At 71.5% G+C, this 16,280-nt stretch carries 15 protein-coding genes; 13 read left to right on the top strand and 2 right to left on the bottom strand.

What is annotated here, in order from left to right; all coding sequences use genetic code 11:
- The first annotated feature begins 107 nt into the window (after positions 1 to 107).
- The 13 genes from ACFYYB_RS25040 (at position 108) to ACFYYB_RS24980 (ending at position 13,282) form a co-directional block, all read left to right on the top strand.
- Positions 108 to 1,397: an MFS transporter gene (locus tag ACFYYB_RS25040; RefSeq protein ID WP_389437896.1), complete on the top strand. Its 1,290-nt coding sequence runs from the start codon at positions 108 to 110 to the stop codon at positions 1,395 to 1,397.
- A gap of 146 nt (positions 1,398 to 1,543) precedes the next feature.
- Positions 1,544 to 2,905 (top strand): Pup--protein ligase, encoded by a 1,362-nt coding sequence (pafA, locus tag ACFYYB_RS25035; protein ID WP_053678744.1) that lies wholly within the window; start codon positions 1,544 to 1,546, stop codon positions 2,903 to 2,905.
- A 146-nt stretch (positions 2,906 to 3,051) separates the two neighbouring features.
- Positions 3,052 to 3,990, top strand: a complete 939-nt coding sequence (locus ACFYYB_RS25030) for an FKBP-type peptidyl-prolyl cis-trans isomerase (protein WP_389437526.1) — start codon at positions 3,052 to 3,054, stop codon at positions 3,988 to 3,990.
- Positions 3,991 to 4,038: 48 nt separating this feature from the next.
- Positions 4,039 to 4,416, top strand: coding sequence for an FKBP-type peptidyl-prolyl cis-trans isomerase (locus ACFYYB_RS25025; RefSeq protein ID WP_327307578.1), 378 nt, complete (start codon positions 4,039 to 4,041; stop codon positions 4,414 to 4,416).
- Positions 4,417 to 4,562: 146 nt separating this feature from the next.
- Positions 4,563 to 5,525, top strand: a complete 963-nt coding sequence (locus ACFYYB_RS25020; protein WP_327307579.1) for a WYL domain-containing protein — start codon at positions 4,563 to 4,565, stop codon at positions 5,523 to 5,525.
- A 154-nt stretch (positions 5,526 to 5,679) separates the two neighbouring features.
- Complete coding sequence (locus ACFYYB_RS25015) at positions 5,680 to 6,675, top strand: WYL domain-containing protein (protein ID WP_327307580.1); 996 nt, start codon at positions 5,680 to 5,682, stop codon at positions 6,673 to 6,675.
- Between the two features lie 23 nt (positions 6,676 to 6,698).
- Positions 6,699 to 6,911 carry a hypothetical protein gene (locus ACFYYB_RS25010; protein WP_327307581.1) on the top strand — a complete coding sequence of 71 codons (213 nt, stop codon included), beginning with the start codon at positions 6,699 to 6,701 and terminating at the stop codon, positions 6,909 to 6,911.
- Between the two features lie 26 nt (positions 6,912 to 6,937).
- Entirely contained in the window at positions 6,938 to 7,138 is a 201-nt protein-coding gene (locus tag ACFYYB_RS25005) for a hypothetical protein (protein WP_389437521.1), read from the top strand.
- Between the two features lie 170 nt (positions 7,139 to 7,308).
- The gene (gene tatA / locus ACFYYB_RS25000; protein ID WP_243334040.1) at positions 7,309 to 7,608 is read left to right on the top strand and encodes a Sec-independent protein translocase subunit TatA; all 300 of its coding nucleotides are present in this window, start codon (positions 7,309 to 7,311) and stop codon (positions 7,606 to 7,608) included.
- Positions 7,609 to 7,669: 61 nt separating this feature from the next.
- A complete protein-coding gene (gene tatC / locus ACFYYB_RS24995; protein WP_389437520.1) occupies positions 7,670 to 8,635 on the top strand; it encodes a twin-arginine translocase subunit TatC in 966 nt (321 codons plus the stop codon).
- 37 nt (positions 8,636 to 8,672) lie between these two features.
- Positions 8,673 to 9,623 carry a diacylglycerol kinase gene (locus ACFYYB_RS24990; protein WP_389437517.1) on the top strand — a complete coding sequence of 317 codons (951 nt, stop codon included), beginning with the start codon at positions 8,673 to 8,675 and terminating at the stop codon, positions 9,621 to 9,623.
- Between the two features lie 65 nt (positions 9,624 to 9,688).
- On the top strand, positions 9,689 to 12,541 hold the full coding sequence (locus tag ACFYYB_RS24985) for a DEAD/DEAH box helicase (protein ID WP_389437515.1): 2,853 nt from the start codon (positions 9,689 to 9,691) through the stop codon (positions 12,539 to 12,541).
- A 90-nt stretch (positions 12,542 to 12,631) separates the two neighbouring features.
- On the top strand, positions 12,632 to 13,282 hold the full coding sequence (locus tag ACFYYB_RS24980) for a helix-turn-helix domain-containing protein (RefSeq protein ID WP_389437514.1): 651 nt from the start codon (positions 12,632 to 12,634) through the stop codon (positions 13,280 to 13,282).
- Positions 13,283 to 13,307: 25 nt separating this feature from the next.
- Here ACFYYB_RS24980 and ACFYYB_RS24975 read toward each other — a convergent pair whose 3' ends face one another.
- Entirely contained in the window at positions 13,308 to 14,279 is a 972-nt protein-coding gene (locus ACFYYB_RS24975; RefSeq protein WP_389437511.1) for an RluA family pseudouridine synthase, read from the bottom strand.
- Positions 14,280 to 14,329: 50 nt separating this feature from the next.
- Positions 14,330 to 15,892, bottom strand: coding sequence for a serine hydrolase (locus ACFYYB_RS24970; protein WP_389437509.1), 1,563 nt, complete (start codon positions 15,890 to 15,892; stop codon positions 14,330 to 14,332).
- Between the last annotated feature and the right edge of the window lie 388 nt (positions 15,893 to 16,280).

Raw genomic sequence — 16,280 nt, 5'->3', positions numbered from 1 at the left:
TCGGGTGGGTGGACCGTCCGACTGTGGTCATGGTACGTATGACCGGTCACGTTATACGTATTACTTGGGTGGTTCCCGGCTGGGTCCGGGCGGAAGAGGGGGCGGACATGGCCGCGGGTTACGCGGAGCTGCTCAAGACCCGGCATGCCGCGAGGCTGCTGGTGGGCACGCTCATAGGCCGGCTGCCGAACGGGGTGGGGCCGATAGCGATCGTGCTGTTCATCCGGGCGGAGGGTGGCAGCTACAGCCTGGCGGGGGCGCTCGCGGCCGCGTACGGGGTGTCCAACGCGGTGGGGCAGCCGTTGCTGGGGCGGGCGGTGGACCTGTTCGGGCAGCCGCGGGTGCAGTTGCCCGCCGCGGTGGTGTCGGCGCTGGGCATGGTGTGGCTGGCGCTGTCCGGTACCGGGTCGGTGGCGGTGGCGTACGCGGCGGTGGTGGTGGCGGGGCTGTTCACGCCGCCGCTGGAGGGCGGGCTGCGGGCGCTGTGGCCGAGCGTGCTGGGCGGCAAGGAGGAGCGGGTGCACGCGGCGTACGCGATGGACGCGGTGGCCCAGGAGGTCATGTTCACCGTGGGGCCGTTGCTGGTGACGCTGTGCGTGGCGTTGTGGGATCCGGCGGTGGCGCTGCTGGTGCTGAACGGGGTCGGGGTGCTGGGGGCGCTGTCGGTGGTGGTGTCGGAGCCTTCGCGCACGTGGCGTTCGGAGCCGCGGGAGGCGCACTGGCTGGGGGCGCTTCGTTCGAAGGGTCTGCTGGCGTTGCTGGGGGCGTTCTTCTTCGTGGGGACGGCGCTGGGGTCGATCACGGTGGCGGGTGTGGCGTACGCGGACGAGCACGGGGGCCAGGCGGTGTACGGCTGGCTGATGGCGGCGCTGGGTCTGGGCGCGCTGTTCGGTGGTGTGCTGTACGGGGCGCGGCAGTGGGCGGGGGCGCCGGAGCGGCGGCTTCGGTTGCTGGTGGCGTTGCTGGCGGTGTGTTACCTGCCGTTGATGCTGGTGCCGGGTGTGGTGGCGATGACGGGGTTCGCGGCGCTGGCGGGGGTGTTCCTGGCTCCGGCTCTGGCGTGCGCGTTCATCGTGGTGGACCGGCACGCTCCGGTGGGCACGGTGACGGAGGCGTTCTCGTGGCTGGTGACGTTCTTCGGGGTGGGTGCGGCGATGGGTACGGCGGCGGCGGGTCCTTCGGTGGAGTGGGGGGGTACGGCGGCGGGGTTCGCGGTGGCGAGCGTGGCGGGTGCGGCGGCGCTGCTGGTGCTGACGCTGACTCAGCGGGTGCTGGCGCGTCCGGGTGCGAGCCGTGCGGTGGCGGGTTCCGTGTCGGGGCGGCCGGGTGGGGAGCCGGGGGCCGGGTCGGCGGGGCCGTTGGAGGGTTCCGCGGAGGCTTCGGTGACGGGGTCTTAGGCGGGTCGGCGGGCGTGTGGCGGGCGCGCGGGGGGCGCGTTTCGGGTGCGTGTCGGGCGGTCGCCGGGGTGGCCTCTCGGGAAAATGATCGAAACGGCGGCTGCGAACTCGGTTTCAGAACAGAGCAGAAGGCGTAATGTTCAGTCATGGACCGCCGCATTTTCGGGCTGGAGAACGAGTACGGCGTCACGTGCACGTTCAGGGGACAGCGCCGACTGTCTCCTGACGAAGTGGCGCGCTACCTCTTCCGCCGTGTTGTGTCATGGGGCCGCAGCAGCAATGTCTTCCTGCGGAACGGCGCCCGCCTCTACCTCGACGTGGGTTCGCATCCGGAGTACGCAACTCCCGAATGCGACAACCTGATCGAACTGGTCACCCACGACAAGGCCGGCGAGCGCATTCTCGAAGGCCTTCTCGTCGACGCCGAACGTCGCTTGCACGAGGAGGGAATCGCGGGCGACGTCTATCTGTTCAAGAACAACACCGACTCGGCGGGAAACTCGTACGGCTGCCATGAGAACTACCTGGTGGCCCGGCACGGGGAATTCTCCCGGCTCGCGGACATTCTGATCCCGTTCCTCGTCACGCGGCAGCTGATCTGTGGTGCGGGCAAGGTGCTGCAGACGCCCCGGGGCGCGGTCTACTGCGTGAGTCAGCGGGCCGAGCACATCTGGGAGGGTGTCAGTTCGGCCACGACGCGTTCGCGGCCGATCATCAACACGCGGGACGAGCCGCACGCGGACGCGGAGCGCTACCGGCGTCTGCACGTGATCGTGGGCGACTCGAACATGTCCGAGACGACCATGCTGCTGAAGGTCGGGGCGACCGATCTGGTGCTGCGCATGATCGAGGCGGGCACGGTGATGCGGGACCTGACGCTGGAGAACCCGATCCGGGCGATCCGGGAGGTCAGTCACGACATCACGGGTCAGCGCAAGGTGCGTCTGGCGAGCGGTCGGGAGGCCTCGGCGCTGGAGATCCAGCGGGAGTACTACGACAAGGCGGTGGACTTCGCGGAGCGCCGGGGCATCCGTACGGGTGTCGTGGACCAGGTGCTGGAGCTGTGGGGCCGGACGCTGGACGCGATCGACGCGGAGGACCTGGACCGGATCGGGACCGAGATCGACTGGGTGATGAAGTACCAGTTGATCGAGCGGTACCGGGCGAAGCACAACATGACGATGTCGAATCCGCGGGTGGCTCAGATAGACCTCGCGTACCACGACATCCACCGCAGGCGCGGGCTGTACTACCTGCTGGAGCGCAAGGGGCAGGCGGCGCGGATCTGCAACGACCTCAAGATCTTCGAGGGCAAGTCGGTGCCTCCGCAGACGACGCGCGCGAGGTTGCGCGGTGACTTCATCCGTCGTGCGCAGGAGCAGCGGCGGGACTTCACGGTCGACTGGGTGCATCTGAAGCTGAACGACCAGGCGCAGCGCACGGTGCTGTGCAAGGACCCGTTCCGGTCGGTGGACGACCGGGTGGAGAAGCTGATCGCGGGAATGTAGGGGGATGTGAGGAGTTGCAGGGCGCCGGTTGGCGCCGTGTGACATCGCACTGATCTTGGCCAGGGCCTCGTACGGATCTCGTACGGGGCCCTGTCCACGCCTTAGAGTGGCGACGACCTATGTGCCGTCTGAGATCTGAGGAACACGTGCGCCGACTTGCCGGCCTGCTTGTCGTACCCCTTCTGCTGCTGTCGACAGCGGCTTGTGGCGACAGCGGCTCCGACTCCGCCCAGATGAAGAACGGGGCGCCCGCGATCACGAAGGGTGCCAAGTTCGGGGAGACCCCCACCCTGTCGAAGGGCGAGGGGAAGCCGCCGAAGGAACTGAAGGTGGTGACCATCAGCGAGGGTGACGGCCCGGCGCTGAAGAAGGGCGACATCGCCCAGGTCAACTACCTCGGCCAGGTCTGGGACGGCACGGAGCCGTTCGACCAGAGCTTCGGCAAGGGCAAGCCGTTCGACGTGACCGTCGGCGAGGGCCAGGTCATCAAGGGCTGGGACCAGGGCCTGCTGGGCAAGAAGGTCGGCAGCCGGCTGGAGCTCGTGATCCCGCCGGACCTCGGTTACGGCGAGCAGGGCTCGGGCGAGAAGATCAAGCCGAACGCCACGCTGGTCTTCGTCGTGGACATCGTCAAGGGCACCTCGATCCCGGTTTCGGCCACGGGCAAGGAGGTCCCGCAGACGGACGCCGCCCTGCCGAAGGTCGGTACGAACACGGACGGCAAGGAAGTCTCCGTGGCCGTTCCGAAGGACGCCGCGGCGCCGACGAAGCTCGTCTCGAACTACGTCCTGGAGGGCGACGGCGCGGTCGTGAAGGACACCGACAGCGTGGTGGTCAAGTTCCACGGCAAGACGTGGAAGGACGACAAGACCTTCGAGAGCACGTACGCCACCGGGGCCTCCGTGACGTGGCCGCTGGCGGAGCTCCAGGTCAAGGGTCTGAAGGACGGGATCGTGGGGAAGAAGACCGGCAGCCGCATCCTGCTGGTCATCCCGCCGGACCAGGGTTTCGCCGACAAGGAGCAGGGCACCATCCCGGCCAACTCGACGCTGGTCTTCAGCCTCGACATCCTGGCCGTGGTGTAAGACTGTCCAGGTTGTCCCCCTGTTCGTAAGTTTTTGAGGAGCAGTTCCGTGAGCGACAAGCTCGAGAAGCCCGAGATCGACTTCCCTGATTTCCCGATCCCGGCGGACCTCGTGATCGAGGAGATCTGGGAGGGCGAGGGCGCCGAGGCCAAGGCCGGTTCCCGGGTCTCCGTCCACTACGTGGGCGTGGCCTACTCGACCGGCGAGGAGTTCGACGCCTCCTGGGGCCGCGGCGCGCCGCTGCAGTTCCAGCTCGGCATCGGCCAGGTCATCTCCGGCTGGGACCAGGGCATCCAGGGCATGAAGGTCGGCGGCCGCCGCAAGCTGGTCATCCCGGCCCACCTCGCCTACGGCGACCGTGGTGCCGGCGCGGCCATCAAGCCGGGCGAGACGCTGATCTTCGTGTGCGACCTGATGGGCGCCTGATCGGTCCGCTGTGAAAGCGTGTGGGGCCCCCGCCTTGAAGGCGGGGGCCCTCGCTTTTGCCCTGGACCGCCGGGGCGGTACGGTCAGCGGTCACGAGGGTGTACCGGGGACACGACTCGAAGGTCTGGAAGGGCGGATGGGCGTCGATGGCGATTGCCAAGGCCGAGCGGCTGATGAATCTGGCGCTGTGTCTGCTGGGGACGCGCCGGCCGCTCAGCAAGCGGGAACTGCGCGGTTCCATCGAGGCCTACATGGAAGCCGGGAACGACGAGTCCTTCAACCGCATGTTCGAGCGGGACAAGGATGATCTGCGGGAGCTCGGGCTGGTCATCGAGACCGTGGAGAACCTCGAGGGCGACACGGGTTACCTGGCCCGTCGTGACTCCAACCGGCTGCCGCCCGTGGCGCTGGACGCCGAGGAGGCCGCGGCCCTGGGGCTCGCCGCCAAGGTGTGGCAGCAGGCCCGGCTCGCCGGTGCGGCCAGTGGCGCGCTGCAGAAGCTGCGCGCCGGCGGCATGCCGGAGGCCTCGGACCCGTACGAGGGCCAGCACAGTGCGATCGAACCGCGGATCCCGGTGCACGAGGCGGCCTTCGAGCCGCTGATGCTGGCCTGCCGCGACCGGCGGCCGGTGGTCTTCGACTACCGCAAGTCCACCGCGGCGCGTCCCGAGACGCGGCAGGTGGAGCCGTGGGCCCTGGAGTGCTGGCGCGGCCACTGGTACCTGGCGGGCTTCGACCGGGACCGCGGGGCGGAGCGCGTGTTCCGGCTCTCCCGGATCACGGGCAAGGTCCGTTCGCGGGCCGCCAAGTACACCGCCGAGGTCCCGGACGTGGTGACCGTACGGGAGACCGTGGCGAGCTGGGCCGGGGAGAGCGCGGAGCGCTCCGCGCTGATCCGGCTGCGGGCGGGGGCGGGATATCCGCTGCGGTCCAGGGCCACGGCGGTGCGCGAGGGGGCCGGTGGCGAGGGCTGGGACGAGCTGGAGATCCCGTACGGGCACGGGCTGGACGCCTGGCTGGTGGAGTTCGGCCCCGACGTCGTGGTGCTGGAGCCGGCGGACCTGCGGGCGGGTGTCGTGGACCGGCTGCGGGCCGTGGCCAAGGGCTAGGGCCCAAGGGCTAGGGCCCAAGGGCTAGGGCCGGCCCGGCGGACGGCGCGATGGCGCGGGCCGCGCGGAGCCGTGCGGGAGCGGGTGGACCGGGTCGACCGGGTGGACCCGGGCAAGATCAGTGAGCAACGCCCTGAGGGGGAGACGTACCAGCATGGCTGCCAACGCCATCGACCAGACGCGCCGGATGCTGTCCCTGGTGACGTACCTGCGCGAGCGCCCGGGTGCGCACGTCGCGGACGTGGCCCGGGCCTTCGGGATCACCGAGGACGAGCTGATCTCGGACCTCGACGTGCTGCCCATGTGCGGGACCAGCTTCCGGGGCGGTGACCTGCTCGACATCGACACCGACGGGGAGCGCATCTGGTGGCGCAACCCCGATGCCTCGGGGGAGTCCACCGCGGAGCCGCTGCGGCTGGCCGCGGACGAGGCGACGGCCCTGCTGGTGGCCGCCCGGGCCGTGGCCACGCTGCCGGGGCTGCGCGAGGGGGACCGCCAGGCACTGCTGCGGGCCACCGCGAAGCTGGAGGCGGCCGCGGGCGAGGTCGCCGGGGCCAGTTCCCGGCTGTCGGTGACCTTCGAGTCCGAGGGCGGGGTCTTCGCCGACGTGGACCGGGCCATCGCCGAGCGGCGCCGCCTGTGGCTGCGCTACTACTCGCCGGCGCGCGACGAGCTCACCGAGCGCAAGGTCGACCCGATCAGGCTGTTCGCCGTCGGGCACACCTACATGGAGGGGTGGTGCCACCTCTCCGAGGCGCGGCGGACCTTCCGTCTGGACCGGGTGGCGGAGATCCGGCTGCTCGACGAGCGGGCCGAGCCGCCGGCCATCGAGCCCCGCGATCTGTCCGAGGGGCTGGTGCAGCCGGCCGCCGAGGACCCGGAGGTCGTGGTCGAGGTGGGTCCCGGCGGGCGCTGGGTGGCGGAGTACTACCCGCACGACAGTGCGGAGGAGCTGCCCGAGGGGGGTCTGCGGATCACCTTGCGCACCCCTGATCCGGGCTCGCTGCGGCGCCTGGCGCTGCGGCTGGGCCGGGAGGGGCGGATCGTGGCCCCCGTGGAGCTGGCGGACAGCGCCCGCCGGGCGGCCCGGGAGGCGCTCGCCGCCTATGAGGGCGGGGCCGTGGAGAGCGACGACGGGGACCGGGGCTGAGGGGCCGAGGGGGGATCCGCGCGATGTCGGTCGCGTTCAAGGCGTCCTGTCCCGACTGCCGGGCCCGCTTCGAGCTGGACGCGGGCGCGCTGCGCCTCGCCATCGGCGGCAGCCGGCGTACGACCTTCTATTCCTTCACCTGTCCCGAGTGCGCGGCAGCGGTCCGCAAGCCCGCCGGGGAGCGGATCGTGGAACTTCTGACGGGCGGCGGCGTGAGCACCCTGCGCAGCGTGTGAGGCGCGCGGTGGCCTAGGCTCGTCACATGCTGTGGCCGATGTTCGCAATCGCTCTGGGCTTCCTCGGGCTCGCCGTCCTCGCCGTGCTCGCCGTGCGGGTCTTCGCGGAGGTGCGCCGGCTCTCCGTCCAGGTCGCGGACGCCGGGCGCCGGATCGCGGACGCCTCCGCGGACCTGGAGCAGGCCGCTACGGGCCTGGCCAGGGCCGGGCGCTCCGTGCGGCCATAGCCATCGTCGGGCAACCGTCGTACTGTCTGACCACGCAGGCGGTGATACCCCAGGGCATTGCCAGGCGTTAACCCCCGGGGGTTACGATCCATGTCAGAACGGCTCACCGATCTCGGTCAGAGCCGCCTCGACTACCTCAACCAGCCGTTTCGGTGAGAAGGAAGACACACATGATCGGCAACCTGAAGCCCCTCGAGATCCTCCTGATCGTCGCCGTGATCTTCCTGCTGTTCGGTGCCAAGAAGCTTCCCGACATGGCCCGCTCGCTCGGCAAGTCCGCCCGCATCCTCAAGAGCGAGGCGAAGGCGATGAAGAAGGAGGGGGAGGCGGAGGACGCCGCCACCGCCGCTTCCGTCGCCGACCCGGCGCCCCAGCAGCAGGCCACGGCCCCGCGCACGATCCAGGCCTCGCCCGGTGACGTGACCAGCGCCCGCCCCGTGAACGAGCCCAACCACACCACGCAGGGCTGACGGCGGCCGGTCTTCCGGTCGCGCCCGCATCAGTCAACTGCAACGAGACAAGGGACGTGGGTTGCTCAAGTCTGCCCGCAAGCAGGAGAAGCTGGACAAGAAGGCGAAGGACGCCGAAGGGCGGATGCCCCTTGTCGAGCACCTGCGTGAGCTGAGAAACCGGCTGATGAAGGCGGTTCTTGGGATCCTCGTGATCACGATCGTGGCCGCGTTCTTCTACAAGGACCTCATCGACTTCATGATGAAGCCGATCCTGGACTCCGTCGGCTGCGCCAACGGCGTGGTCGCGCAGCGCAACGGGAAGCCCTGCGCCGCCATGACGGTCAACGGCCTCATCGCGCCGTTCTCCATCGCCCTGAAGGTCTCCCTCACCGCCGGTGTGGTGCTCTCCGCGCCGGTGTGGCTGTACCAGCTGTGGGCCTTCGTGGCCCCAGGGCTGCACAACCACGAGCGCAAGTACGCCGTGGGCTTCGTGGCGGTCGGTGCTCCGCTGTTCGGCGCGGGCGCGGTCCTCGCGTACAAGGTGCTGCCGCAGACCGCGGTGATCCTGCTGGAGTTCACCCCCGAGAACGCGAGCAACCTGCTGCCGGTGGACGACTACCTCGACCTGATCACGCGCATGATCGTGGTCTTCGGCCTGGCCTTCGAGCTGCCGCTGCTGCTGATCCTGCTCAACGTCACCGGGGTGCTGACCGCGAAGCGGCTGGCGAGCTGGTGGCGGGCGATGGTGCTGGGCATCACGATCTTCGCGGCGTTCGCGACGCCCACCGGTGACCCGCTGACGATGCTGGCGCTGGCCGCGCCGATCGTCACCCTGTACTTCATCGCGCTGCTGCTCTGTTACCTCAACGACCGCCGGCGGGCCCGCAACAACCCCGACGCCGGCCTCGACGACGACGAGGCCTCCGAGGTGGACCTGACCCCCGCGACCGTGGGCGCGGTCGAGCCCGTGGCGGCCCCGGGCGCCCTGCCCGAGCAGGCCGACGGCGGACGCCAGCGGATCAACGGCTACGACGACGCCACCTGATCGACGAGGGTCCGCCCCGACGGGTACATTCCCGCGGGTGAGTGCTGAGATCACCCTCTTCGTCAATCCCACCGCCGGAAGCGGCCGGGCCGCGCACGCCGCGCAGCCGGCCGCTTCCGCGCTGCGTGAGGCCGGTTTCTCGGTGCGCAGCGTCGTCGGCGGCGATGCCCCCGATGCCCTGGCCCGGCTGCGGACCGCCGTGCGCGAGGGCACCGGGGCGGTGATCGCGGTCGGCGGCGACGGGATGGTCTCCCTCGCGCTGCAGGCGCTCGCGGGCACGGCGGTGCCGCTCGGGGTGGTGGCGGTGGGCACCGGGAACGATTTCGCGCGCGCGATGGGACTGCCCGTACGGGAACCCGCGCGGGCGGGCCGGCTGGCAGCCGAGGCGCTCAAGGAGGGCCGGGTCCGCGAGATCGACCTGGGCCGGGTGGTTGGAGCCGGTGCCGGGGCTGGTTCCGGGGCCGGGGAAGGCGTGGGGGCGGGGGACGGCTCCGGCGGTACCTGGTACGGGACCGTGCTGTGCTCCGGCTTCGACTCGCGGGTCAACGACCGCGGCAACCGGATGCGGCTGCCGGCCGGCCGGTTCAAGTACGACCTGGCGATGGCGCTGGAACTGGCCGCCTTCCGGCCCTTCCCGTACCGGATCACCCTGGACGGCGGCCCGGTCCTGGAGACCGAGGCCACGCTGGTGGCCGTCGGCAACGGCTCGTCCTACGGCGGTGGCATGCGGATATGCGCGGACGCCGTGCCCGACGACGGGCTCTTCGACGTCACCGTCGTCGGCGACTGCAGCCGCACCACCCTGCTGAAGGTGTTCCCCCGGGTCTACAAGGGCACCCACCTCGACCATCCGAAGGTGACCGTGCACCGGGCCTCGAAGGTGACCCTGGAGGCGGCCGGCATCACGGCCTACGCGGACGGCGAGCCGCTGGGTCCGCTCCCGGTGAGCGCCGAGTGCGTCCCGGCGGCCCTGCGGCTCCTGGCGTAGGCGGTCCGGGCCCGCGCAAAAGATCGCGACTGTTGTCAGGGGCGGCGGGTAGGCTCGAAGACAAGATGACCGAAGAACTTTCTCCCGCCGAGCGGTACGCCGCTGCCCGGATCCGCGCCGCCGAAGAGGCCTCCGCCCTGGCGCCCTTCCGCGAGATGTACGAATTCGACCTGGATCCCTACCAGATCGAGGCCTGCAAGGCACTGGAGGCCGGCAAGGGCGTCCTGGTCGCCGCGCCGACCGGCTCGGGCAAGACCATCGTCGGCGAGTTCGCCGTGCACCTGGCGCTCCAACAGGGCCGCAAGTGTTTCTACACCACGCCCATCAAGGCCCTGTCGAACCAGAAGTACGCCGACCTCGCCAAGCGCTACGGCGCCGACAAGGTCGGCCTGCTCACCGGTGACAACAGCGTCAACGCCAATGCCCCGGTGGTCGTCATGACCACCGAAGTGCTCCGCAACATGCTGTACGCGGGCTCGCAGGCGCTGAACGGTCTGGGCTACGTGGTGATGGACGAGGTGCACTACCTCTCCGACCGGTTCCGCGGAGCCGTCTGGGAGGAAGTGATCATCCACCTCCCCGAGTCGGTGACCCTGGTCTCGCTCTCCGCCACCGTCTCCAACGCCGAGGAGTTCGGCGACTGGCTCGACACCGTGCGCGGCGACACCCAGGTGATCGTCTCCGAGGAGCGGCCCGTACCGCTGTGGCAGCACGTCATGGCGGGCCGGCGGATCTACGACCTGTTCGAGGAGGGTTCCGACCACGGCGGCCGCGGCTCCGCGCGCCGCGAGGTCAACCCCGACCTGCTGCGGATGGCGCGGGAGGAGAACAGCAGCCGGTACAGCCCGAAGGACCGGCGGCGCGGAAAGATGGTCCGCGAGGCCGACCGCGAGCGCGAGCGGCGCTCCCGCGGCCGGATCTGGACCCCTTCGCGTCCCGAGGTCATCGCGAGGCTGGACGGTGACGGGCTGCTGCCCGCCATCAACTTCATCTTCAGCCGGGCCGGCTGCGAGGCCGCCGTCCAGCAGTGCCTGTACGCCGGGCTGCGGCTCAACGACGACACCGCGCGCCTGAAGGTGCGCGAGATCGTGGAGGAGCGGACCGCGTCCATCCCCACCGAGGACCTGCACGTCCTGGGCTACTACGAATGGCTCGAAGGGCTGGAGCGGGGCATCGCCGCGCACCACGCGGGCATGCTGCCCACCTTCAAGGAGGTCGTCGAGGAGCTGTTCGTACGGGGTCTGGTGAAGGCCGTCTTCGCCACCGAGACCCTGGCGCTGGGCATCAACATGCCGGCGCGCACGGTCATCCTGGAGAAGCTCGTCAAGTGGAACGGCGAGCAGCACGCCGACATCACCCCGGGCGAGTACACGCAGCTGACGGGGCGGGCCGGGCGGCGCGGCATCGACGTCGAGGGCCACGCGGTGGTGTTGTGGCAGCGGGGCATGGACCCGGCGGGCCTGGCCGGGCTCGCGGGTACCCGTACGTATCCGCTGCGCTCCAGCTTCAAGCCCTCGTACAACATGGCCGTCAACCTGGTCCAGCAGTTCGGGCGGCACCGTTCGCGCGAGCTGCTGGAGACCTCCTTCGCGCAGTTCCAGGCCGACCGCTCGGTCGTCGGGATCTCCCGGCAGGTGCAGCGCAACGAGGAGGGCCTGGACGGCTACCGGGAGGGCATGACCTGCCACCTGGGGGACTTCGAGGAGTACGCGCGGCTGCGCCGCGACCTCAAGGACCGTGAGAACGACCTGGCCAAGCAGGGCGCCGCCCAGCGGCGGGCGCAGGCGGCGACCTCGCTGGAGAAGCTGAAGCCGGGCGACATCATCCACGTGCCGACGGGCAAGTTCGCCGGGCTGGCCCTGGTGCTGGACCCGGGCGTGCCGGCCGGTCGGTCGAACGGGCACCGCGGGCACGAGTACACCGAGGGCCCGCGCCCGCTGGTGCTCACCGTGGAGCGGCAGGTCAAGCGGCTCGCCGGGATCGACTTCCCGGTGCCGGTCGAGGCCATCGAGCGGATGCGGATCCCCAAGACGTTCAACGCCCGTTCCCCGCAGTCCCGTCGGGACCTGGCGTCCCAGCTGCGGAGCAAGGCCGGGCACATCACGGTGGAGCGGCACCGGGGCGGCCGGGCGGCCGCGGCCGACGACCGGGAGATCACGCGGCTGCGCACCGCCTTGCGGGCGCACCCGTGCCACGGCTGCGACGAGCGCGAGGACCACGCGCGCTGGGCGGAGCGCTACCACCGGCTGCAGCGGGACACGCGGCAGCTGGAGCAGCGCATCGAGGGCCGGACGAACACCATCGCCCGGACCTTCGACCGGATCCACGCGCTACTGACGGACCTGGACTACCTGCGCGAGGACGAGGTGACCCCGCACGGGCGGCGCCTCGCGCGGCTCTACGGAGAGCTCGACCTGCTGGCGTCGGAGTGCCTGCGGGCCGGTGTCTGGGAGGGGCTGAGCCCGGCCGAACTGGCCGCCTGCATCTCGGCGCTGGTCTTCGAGGCACGGCAGTCCGACGACGCGGTCGCGCCGAAGGTGCCGGGCGGTGCGGCGAAGGCCGCGCTCGGCGAGATGGTCCACATCTGGGGCCGGCTCGACGCGCTCGAGGAGGAGCACGGCATCAACCAGGCGGAGGGCGTGGGCCAGCGCGAGCCGGACCTCGGCTTCGCGTGGGCGGTGTACCAGTGGGCCTCCGACAAGAGCCTGGACGAGGTGCTGCGCGAGGCGGAGATGCCGGCCGGCGACTTCGTGCGCTGGTGCAAGCAGGTCATCGACGTGCTGGGGCAGGTGGCCGCCGCGGCGCCCTCCTCTTCGGCGCCGCCGTCTTCGGAGGGCGGGAGCACCGTGGCCCGCAACGCCCGCAAGGCCGTGGACGCGCTGCTGCGCGGTGTGGTGGCCTACAGCTCGGTGGGGTAGCCGGATTTGTAGGTTCCTCCAGAAGCGGTCATGGCCGGATCTCACCTCTTGCCATGATCGCTTCGGCGTGTCCCGTGGGAAAATCGGGCCATGACTGGTGGAACGGATGACGGGCCGAGACGGGTCGGTCGGCCGCGCGCCGATCAGCTGAGACCGGCGAGCGGGCGGCCGCCGCGCGAGGAACTCCTCTACGCGGCGGCCGAATTGTTCACGGTGAAGGGGTATGCGGCGACGACCACGCGGGCGGTGGCCGAACGGGCCGGAATGCGCCAGGCCACGATGTACCACTACTTCGCCGGCAAGGAGGAACTCCTCGCCGAACTCCTGGAGTCCACGGTCGCGCCCTCCCTGGAGCTGGCCCGCAGGCTGGCCGGGGAAGCGGACCGGCCCGCCGGCCGCCGGCTCTGGGAGCTGTGCCGCTCGGACGTGATGCTGCTGTGCGGCGGTCCGTACAACCTGGGCGCGCTCTACCTGTTGCCCGAGGTCGCCGGCGCGCGCTTCGCCCGCTTCCGCCGGATGCGACAGGAACTCAAGGACATTTACCGCGAGTTGCTCGACGGGACCCATGTCGGAGCCGAACTCGCCGGTGACAAGGCCGGATTGGTGCTCCGCAACGACCTCGTCTTCGGGCTCATCGAAGGCGTGATGCTGATCCACCGCTCCGATCCGGGGCGCCCGGTGGCCGCCTTCGCGGAGGCCACCGCCGACGCCGCGCTGCGGATCGCGGACGTGGCCCCCTAGGCCGTCTCGGCCTGGGCCGGGTGCCTCAGCACCGGTCCCCGGATCCCGCTTCCCAGCCGGGCCGGTCCTCCCAGGCCCGCAGGGTGCGGGCGCTCTCGATGCGGTGCGCGATCCCGGTGACGGGGTCGGTGAACTCCAGTGTGCGGGCCAGGAGTTGGAGCGGGCGCCGGTAGTCGTCGGGCGCCGGGTCGCGGACCACCGGATAGACCGGGTCGCCCAGGATCGGCAGGCCCAGGCTGTTCATGTGGACCCGCAGCTGGTGGGTGCGCCCGGTGTGCGGGGTCAGCCGGTAGTGCCCGGTGTCCCCCTTGACCGCGAGGAGTTCGGCCAGGGTCTCGGCATTGGGCTCGGCGCCCGCGACCTCCGTCGCCGCCATCACCCCGCGGACCTTCTCGATGTGGCTGCGCAGGGTCCGGGGGAACTCCACCGCCGGGTCGTGGGGCGCGAGCGCCTCGTACTCCTTGCGGATCCGCCGCTCCTGGAACATCAGCTGGTAGGCGCCCCGGTCCTCGGGGCGGATGCTGAACAGCACCAGCCCGGCGGTCATCCGGTCCAGCCGGTGAGCGGGGCTCAGCGCGGGCAGGCCGAGCTCCACCCGGAGCCGGGCCAGGGCCGTCTGGAAGACGTGGCTGCCGCGCGGGGTGGTGGCCAGGAAGTGCGGCTTGTCGGCCACCAGCAGGTGCTCGTCGCGGTAGACGACCCCGATGGGGAAGGGCACCACGGGCTCGGGCGGCATGTCCCGGTGGAACCACAGGAAGGCGCCGGGCTCGTACGGGTCCCGCGGCCGCAGCACCCGGCCGCCGGGGCCCAGCACCCGGCCGTCCTGGAGCAGGCGGGCCATGGACTCGGCGCCGCGCGTGCCCTCGTAGCGTGCCGTGAGGTAGGAGCCGAGGTCCGGCCAGGTCCCGTCCGGGTCGGGGGGCAGCCGCATGCGGACCGGGTCGATGCCGGAGACCTGGGGCAGGGGCGCGTCGGGGATGTGGGATCTGCGCTTCACCGGGTACAGGCTATGCGGCCGGGTCGTTCCCGACGGCCTGGGTCCGACCCCTAGCCCCGGGTGAAGGTGCCCAGGTGGTCGGCGTCCAGGTGCTCGATGCGGACCGTGCGGTCGGCGGGGGAGAAGAACACCCCGGTGCGGCCGACCGCGTTCTCGCCGGTGGTCTCGTAGCTGAAGGTGTCCCCGTCGTAGTGGGTGAGGGGGAAGACCATCGGCTCCGGGCCGAGGGACAGGGTCAGCTTGCCCTCGCTCGTGGCCGCCACGGTGGCCTTGCCGTAGTAGGGGTTGTCGTAGGTGCCGGTGTAGGTGGAGTCCTCCCCGGCCGGCTTCGCCCCGGTGGGCGGGTGGGCGTAGTCGGTGGGGGAGCGGCCCTCCGCGTTGATCTGGGCGTAGAGGGCGCCCGTCAGGGCCAGCCAGTCGGTGGTGGCCTTGCCGTGTTCGGCGGTGTCGAAGAAGTCGGCGGCGATGGCGTCGGGGAGGCCGACGGGGGCGCCGTTGGTGAGGACGACGATGCCGAGCCGCTCCAGCGGGAGCATGCCGACGCTGGTGTTGGCGCCGAGTTCGAAGGCGCCGGAGTGGCTCAGGCGCAGGCGGCCCGCGTCGTCGTAGTTGACGTTCCAGCCCAGCCCGTAGAACCCGGTCCGGCCGGTGGGGGAGGCGGGCGGCTGCGACACGATCTCGGGGAGGTGGGTGCGGGCGAGGGTGTCGGCGGGGATGATCCGCTTGCCGTCGAGGGTGCCGCCGGAGAGCTGGAGCCGCAGCCAGCGGGACATGTCGCGGGCGGTGCTGCTCACTCCGCCGGCGGGGGCCTGGGCGTCGGGGTCGCGGACGTAGCGGGGGATCCAGGCGGCGTCCCCCGTCGTGCCGTCGGGCACGGCCTTGACGTGGGTGGCGGCATGGTCGGGGGCGTCGACGAAGGCCTGGAACTCGGTGCTGGTGTGCGTCATGCCGGCGGGCTTGAAGAGGGTGTCGGAACTGAGCTTCTGCCAGCTCACGCCGCGGGAGCGGGCGAGGGCCTCGGCGGCGGCGGTGAACCCGAAGTTGGTGTAGGCGTAGCTCGCGCGGAAGGGGGTCAGGGGCGCCAGGCGCAGATGGTCGAGGATGTACGCCTGGTCGTAGCCGAGGTCTTCGAGGAGGTCGCCGGCGTGGTCGGGCAGGCCGCTGCGGTGGGAGAGCAGGTCGGCGGTGGTGACGTGGGAGGTCACCCAGGGGTCCTTGAGGGCGAAGCCGGGCAGCTCCGCGTGCCGGTCGAAGTCGGCCGGGTCCTTGAGGACCCCGGCGGCGACGGTGGAGGAGACCGGCTTGGAGAGCGAGGCGATCTGGAAGACGGTGTCGGGACCCACCGCGGCCGGGTCGCCGACGCGGCGCAGACCGAAGCCCTTGAGGTAGACCACCTCGTCGTCGTGGACGACGGCGACGGAGACGCCGGGCACCCCGGTGCGGCGCATCATCTCGGCGACGGTGGCGTCGAGGCTCCGCACGGCCGTGTCGACCTGGGCGTCGGTGAGCTGGGCGGTGGGCGCGGGCGGCGGGCTCGGGGCGGCGGTCGCGGTCCCGGCCGTGGCCAGGAGGGCGGCTGCTCCGGCTGCCGTGAATGCGCGGAGCGTACGCATGGGGCCATTGTGCCGCCGAACGGGTGATCCCGCGCTGCGGCTCGTTGCTCGCCGCCGGGTGCGGGGGGTCGGCGCGGGGTCCCTGCGGGACGCCGGGCCGTGCCGGGCCGGGGCGGGTCGGCAGTGCCAGGCCGATGCCGTTGCCGGGTCTCCCCGCCGGTCCGGGCCGGGTTCCCCGGGGATCCGGTGCCGGGGCCGTGCCGCATCGCGGCGGGACCACGGGTGACTCTCCGGTGCGGGCCCCGGCGGGAGGGCTTTGCCTGGTCCGGGCCGGATGGCCGTGCCGGCTCGGCGCCGGGATCCACGGCGGCTCGTGCCGGCCGGGGGGGGGGGGGGGGGGGGGGGGGCGGGGCGGGCCGGCAGGGGCCCGGGGGCCCCGGGTGTCCCG

Origin of the sequence: Streptomyces sp. NPDC002886, from assembly GCF_042888445.1 — a bacterium.
In the GTDB taxonomy this organism is placed as follows: Bacteria; Actinomycetota; Actinomycetes; order Streptomycetales; family Streptomycetaceae; genus Streptomyces.
Note: the sequence above shows the minus strand (reverse complement) of the source record. Positions and strands in the feature narration are given on the sequence as shown.

Bases quoted from the DNA above. Each gene is read 5' to 3' on its own strand.
- ACFYYB_RS25040 (WP_389437896.1), top strand. From the start codon at position 108: ATGGCCGCGGGTTACGCGGAGCTGCTCAAGACCCGGCATGCCGCGAGG.
- pafA (WP_053678744.1), top strand. From the start codon at position 1,544: ATGGACCGCCGCATTTTCGGGCTGGAGAACGAGTACGGCGTCACGTGC.
- ACFYYB_RS25020 (WP_327307579.1), top strand. From the start codon at position 4,563: ATGGCGATTGCCAAGGCCGAGCGGCTGATGAATCTGGCGCTGTGTCTG.
- ACFYYB_RS25015 (WP_327307580.1), top strand. From the start codon at position 5,680: ATGGCTGCCAACGCCATCGACCAGACGCGCCGGATGCTGTCCCTGGTG.
- ACFYYB_RS25010 (WP_327307581.1), top strand. From the start codon at position 6,699: ATGTCGGTCGCGTTCAAGGCGTCCTGTCCCGACTGCCGGGCCCGCTTC.
- ACFYYB_RS25005 (WP_389437521.1), top strand. From the start codon at position 6,938: ATGCTGTGGCCGATGTTCGCAATCGCTCTGGGCTTCCTCGGGCTCGCC.
- tatA (WP_243334040.1), top strand. From the start codon at position 7,309: ATGATCGGCAACCTGAAGCCCCTCGAGATCCTCCTGATCGTCGCCGTG.
- ACFYYB_RS24985 (WP_389437515.1), top strand. From the start codon at position 9,689: ATGACCGAAGAACTTTCTCCCGCCGAGCGGTACGCCGCTGCCCGGATC.
- ACFYYB_RS24980 (WP_389437514.1), top strand. From the start codon at position 12,632: ATGACTGGTGGAACGGATGACGGGCCGAGACGGGTCGGTCGGCCGCGC.
- ACFYYB_RS24970 (WP_389437509.1), bottom strand. From the start codon at position 15,892: ATGCGTACGCTCCGCGCATTCACGGCAGCCGGAGCAGCCGCCCTCCTG.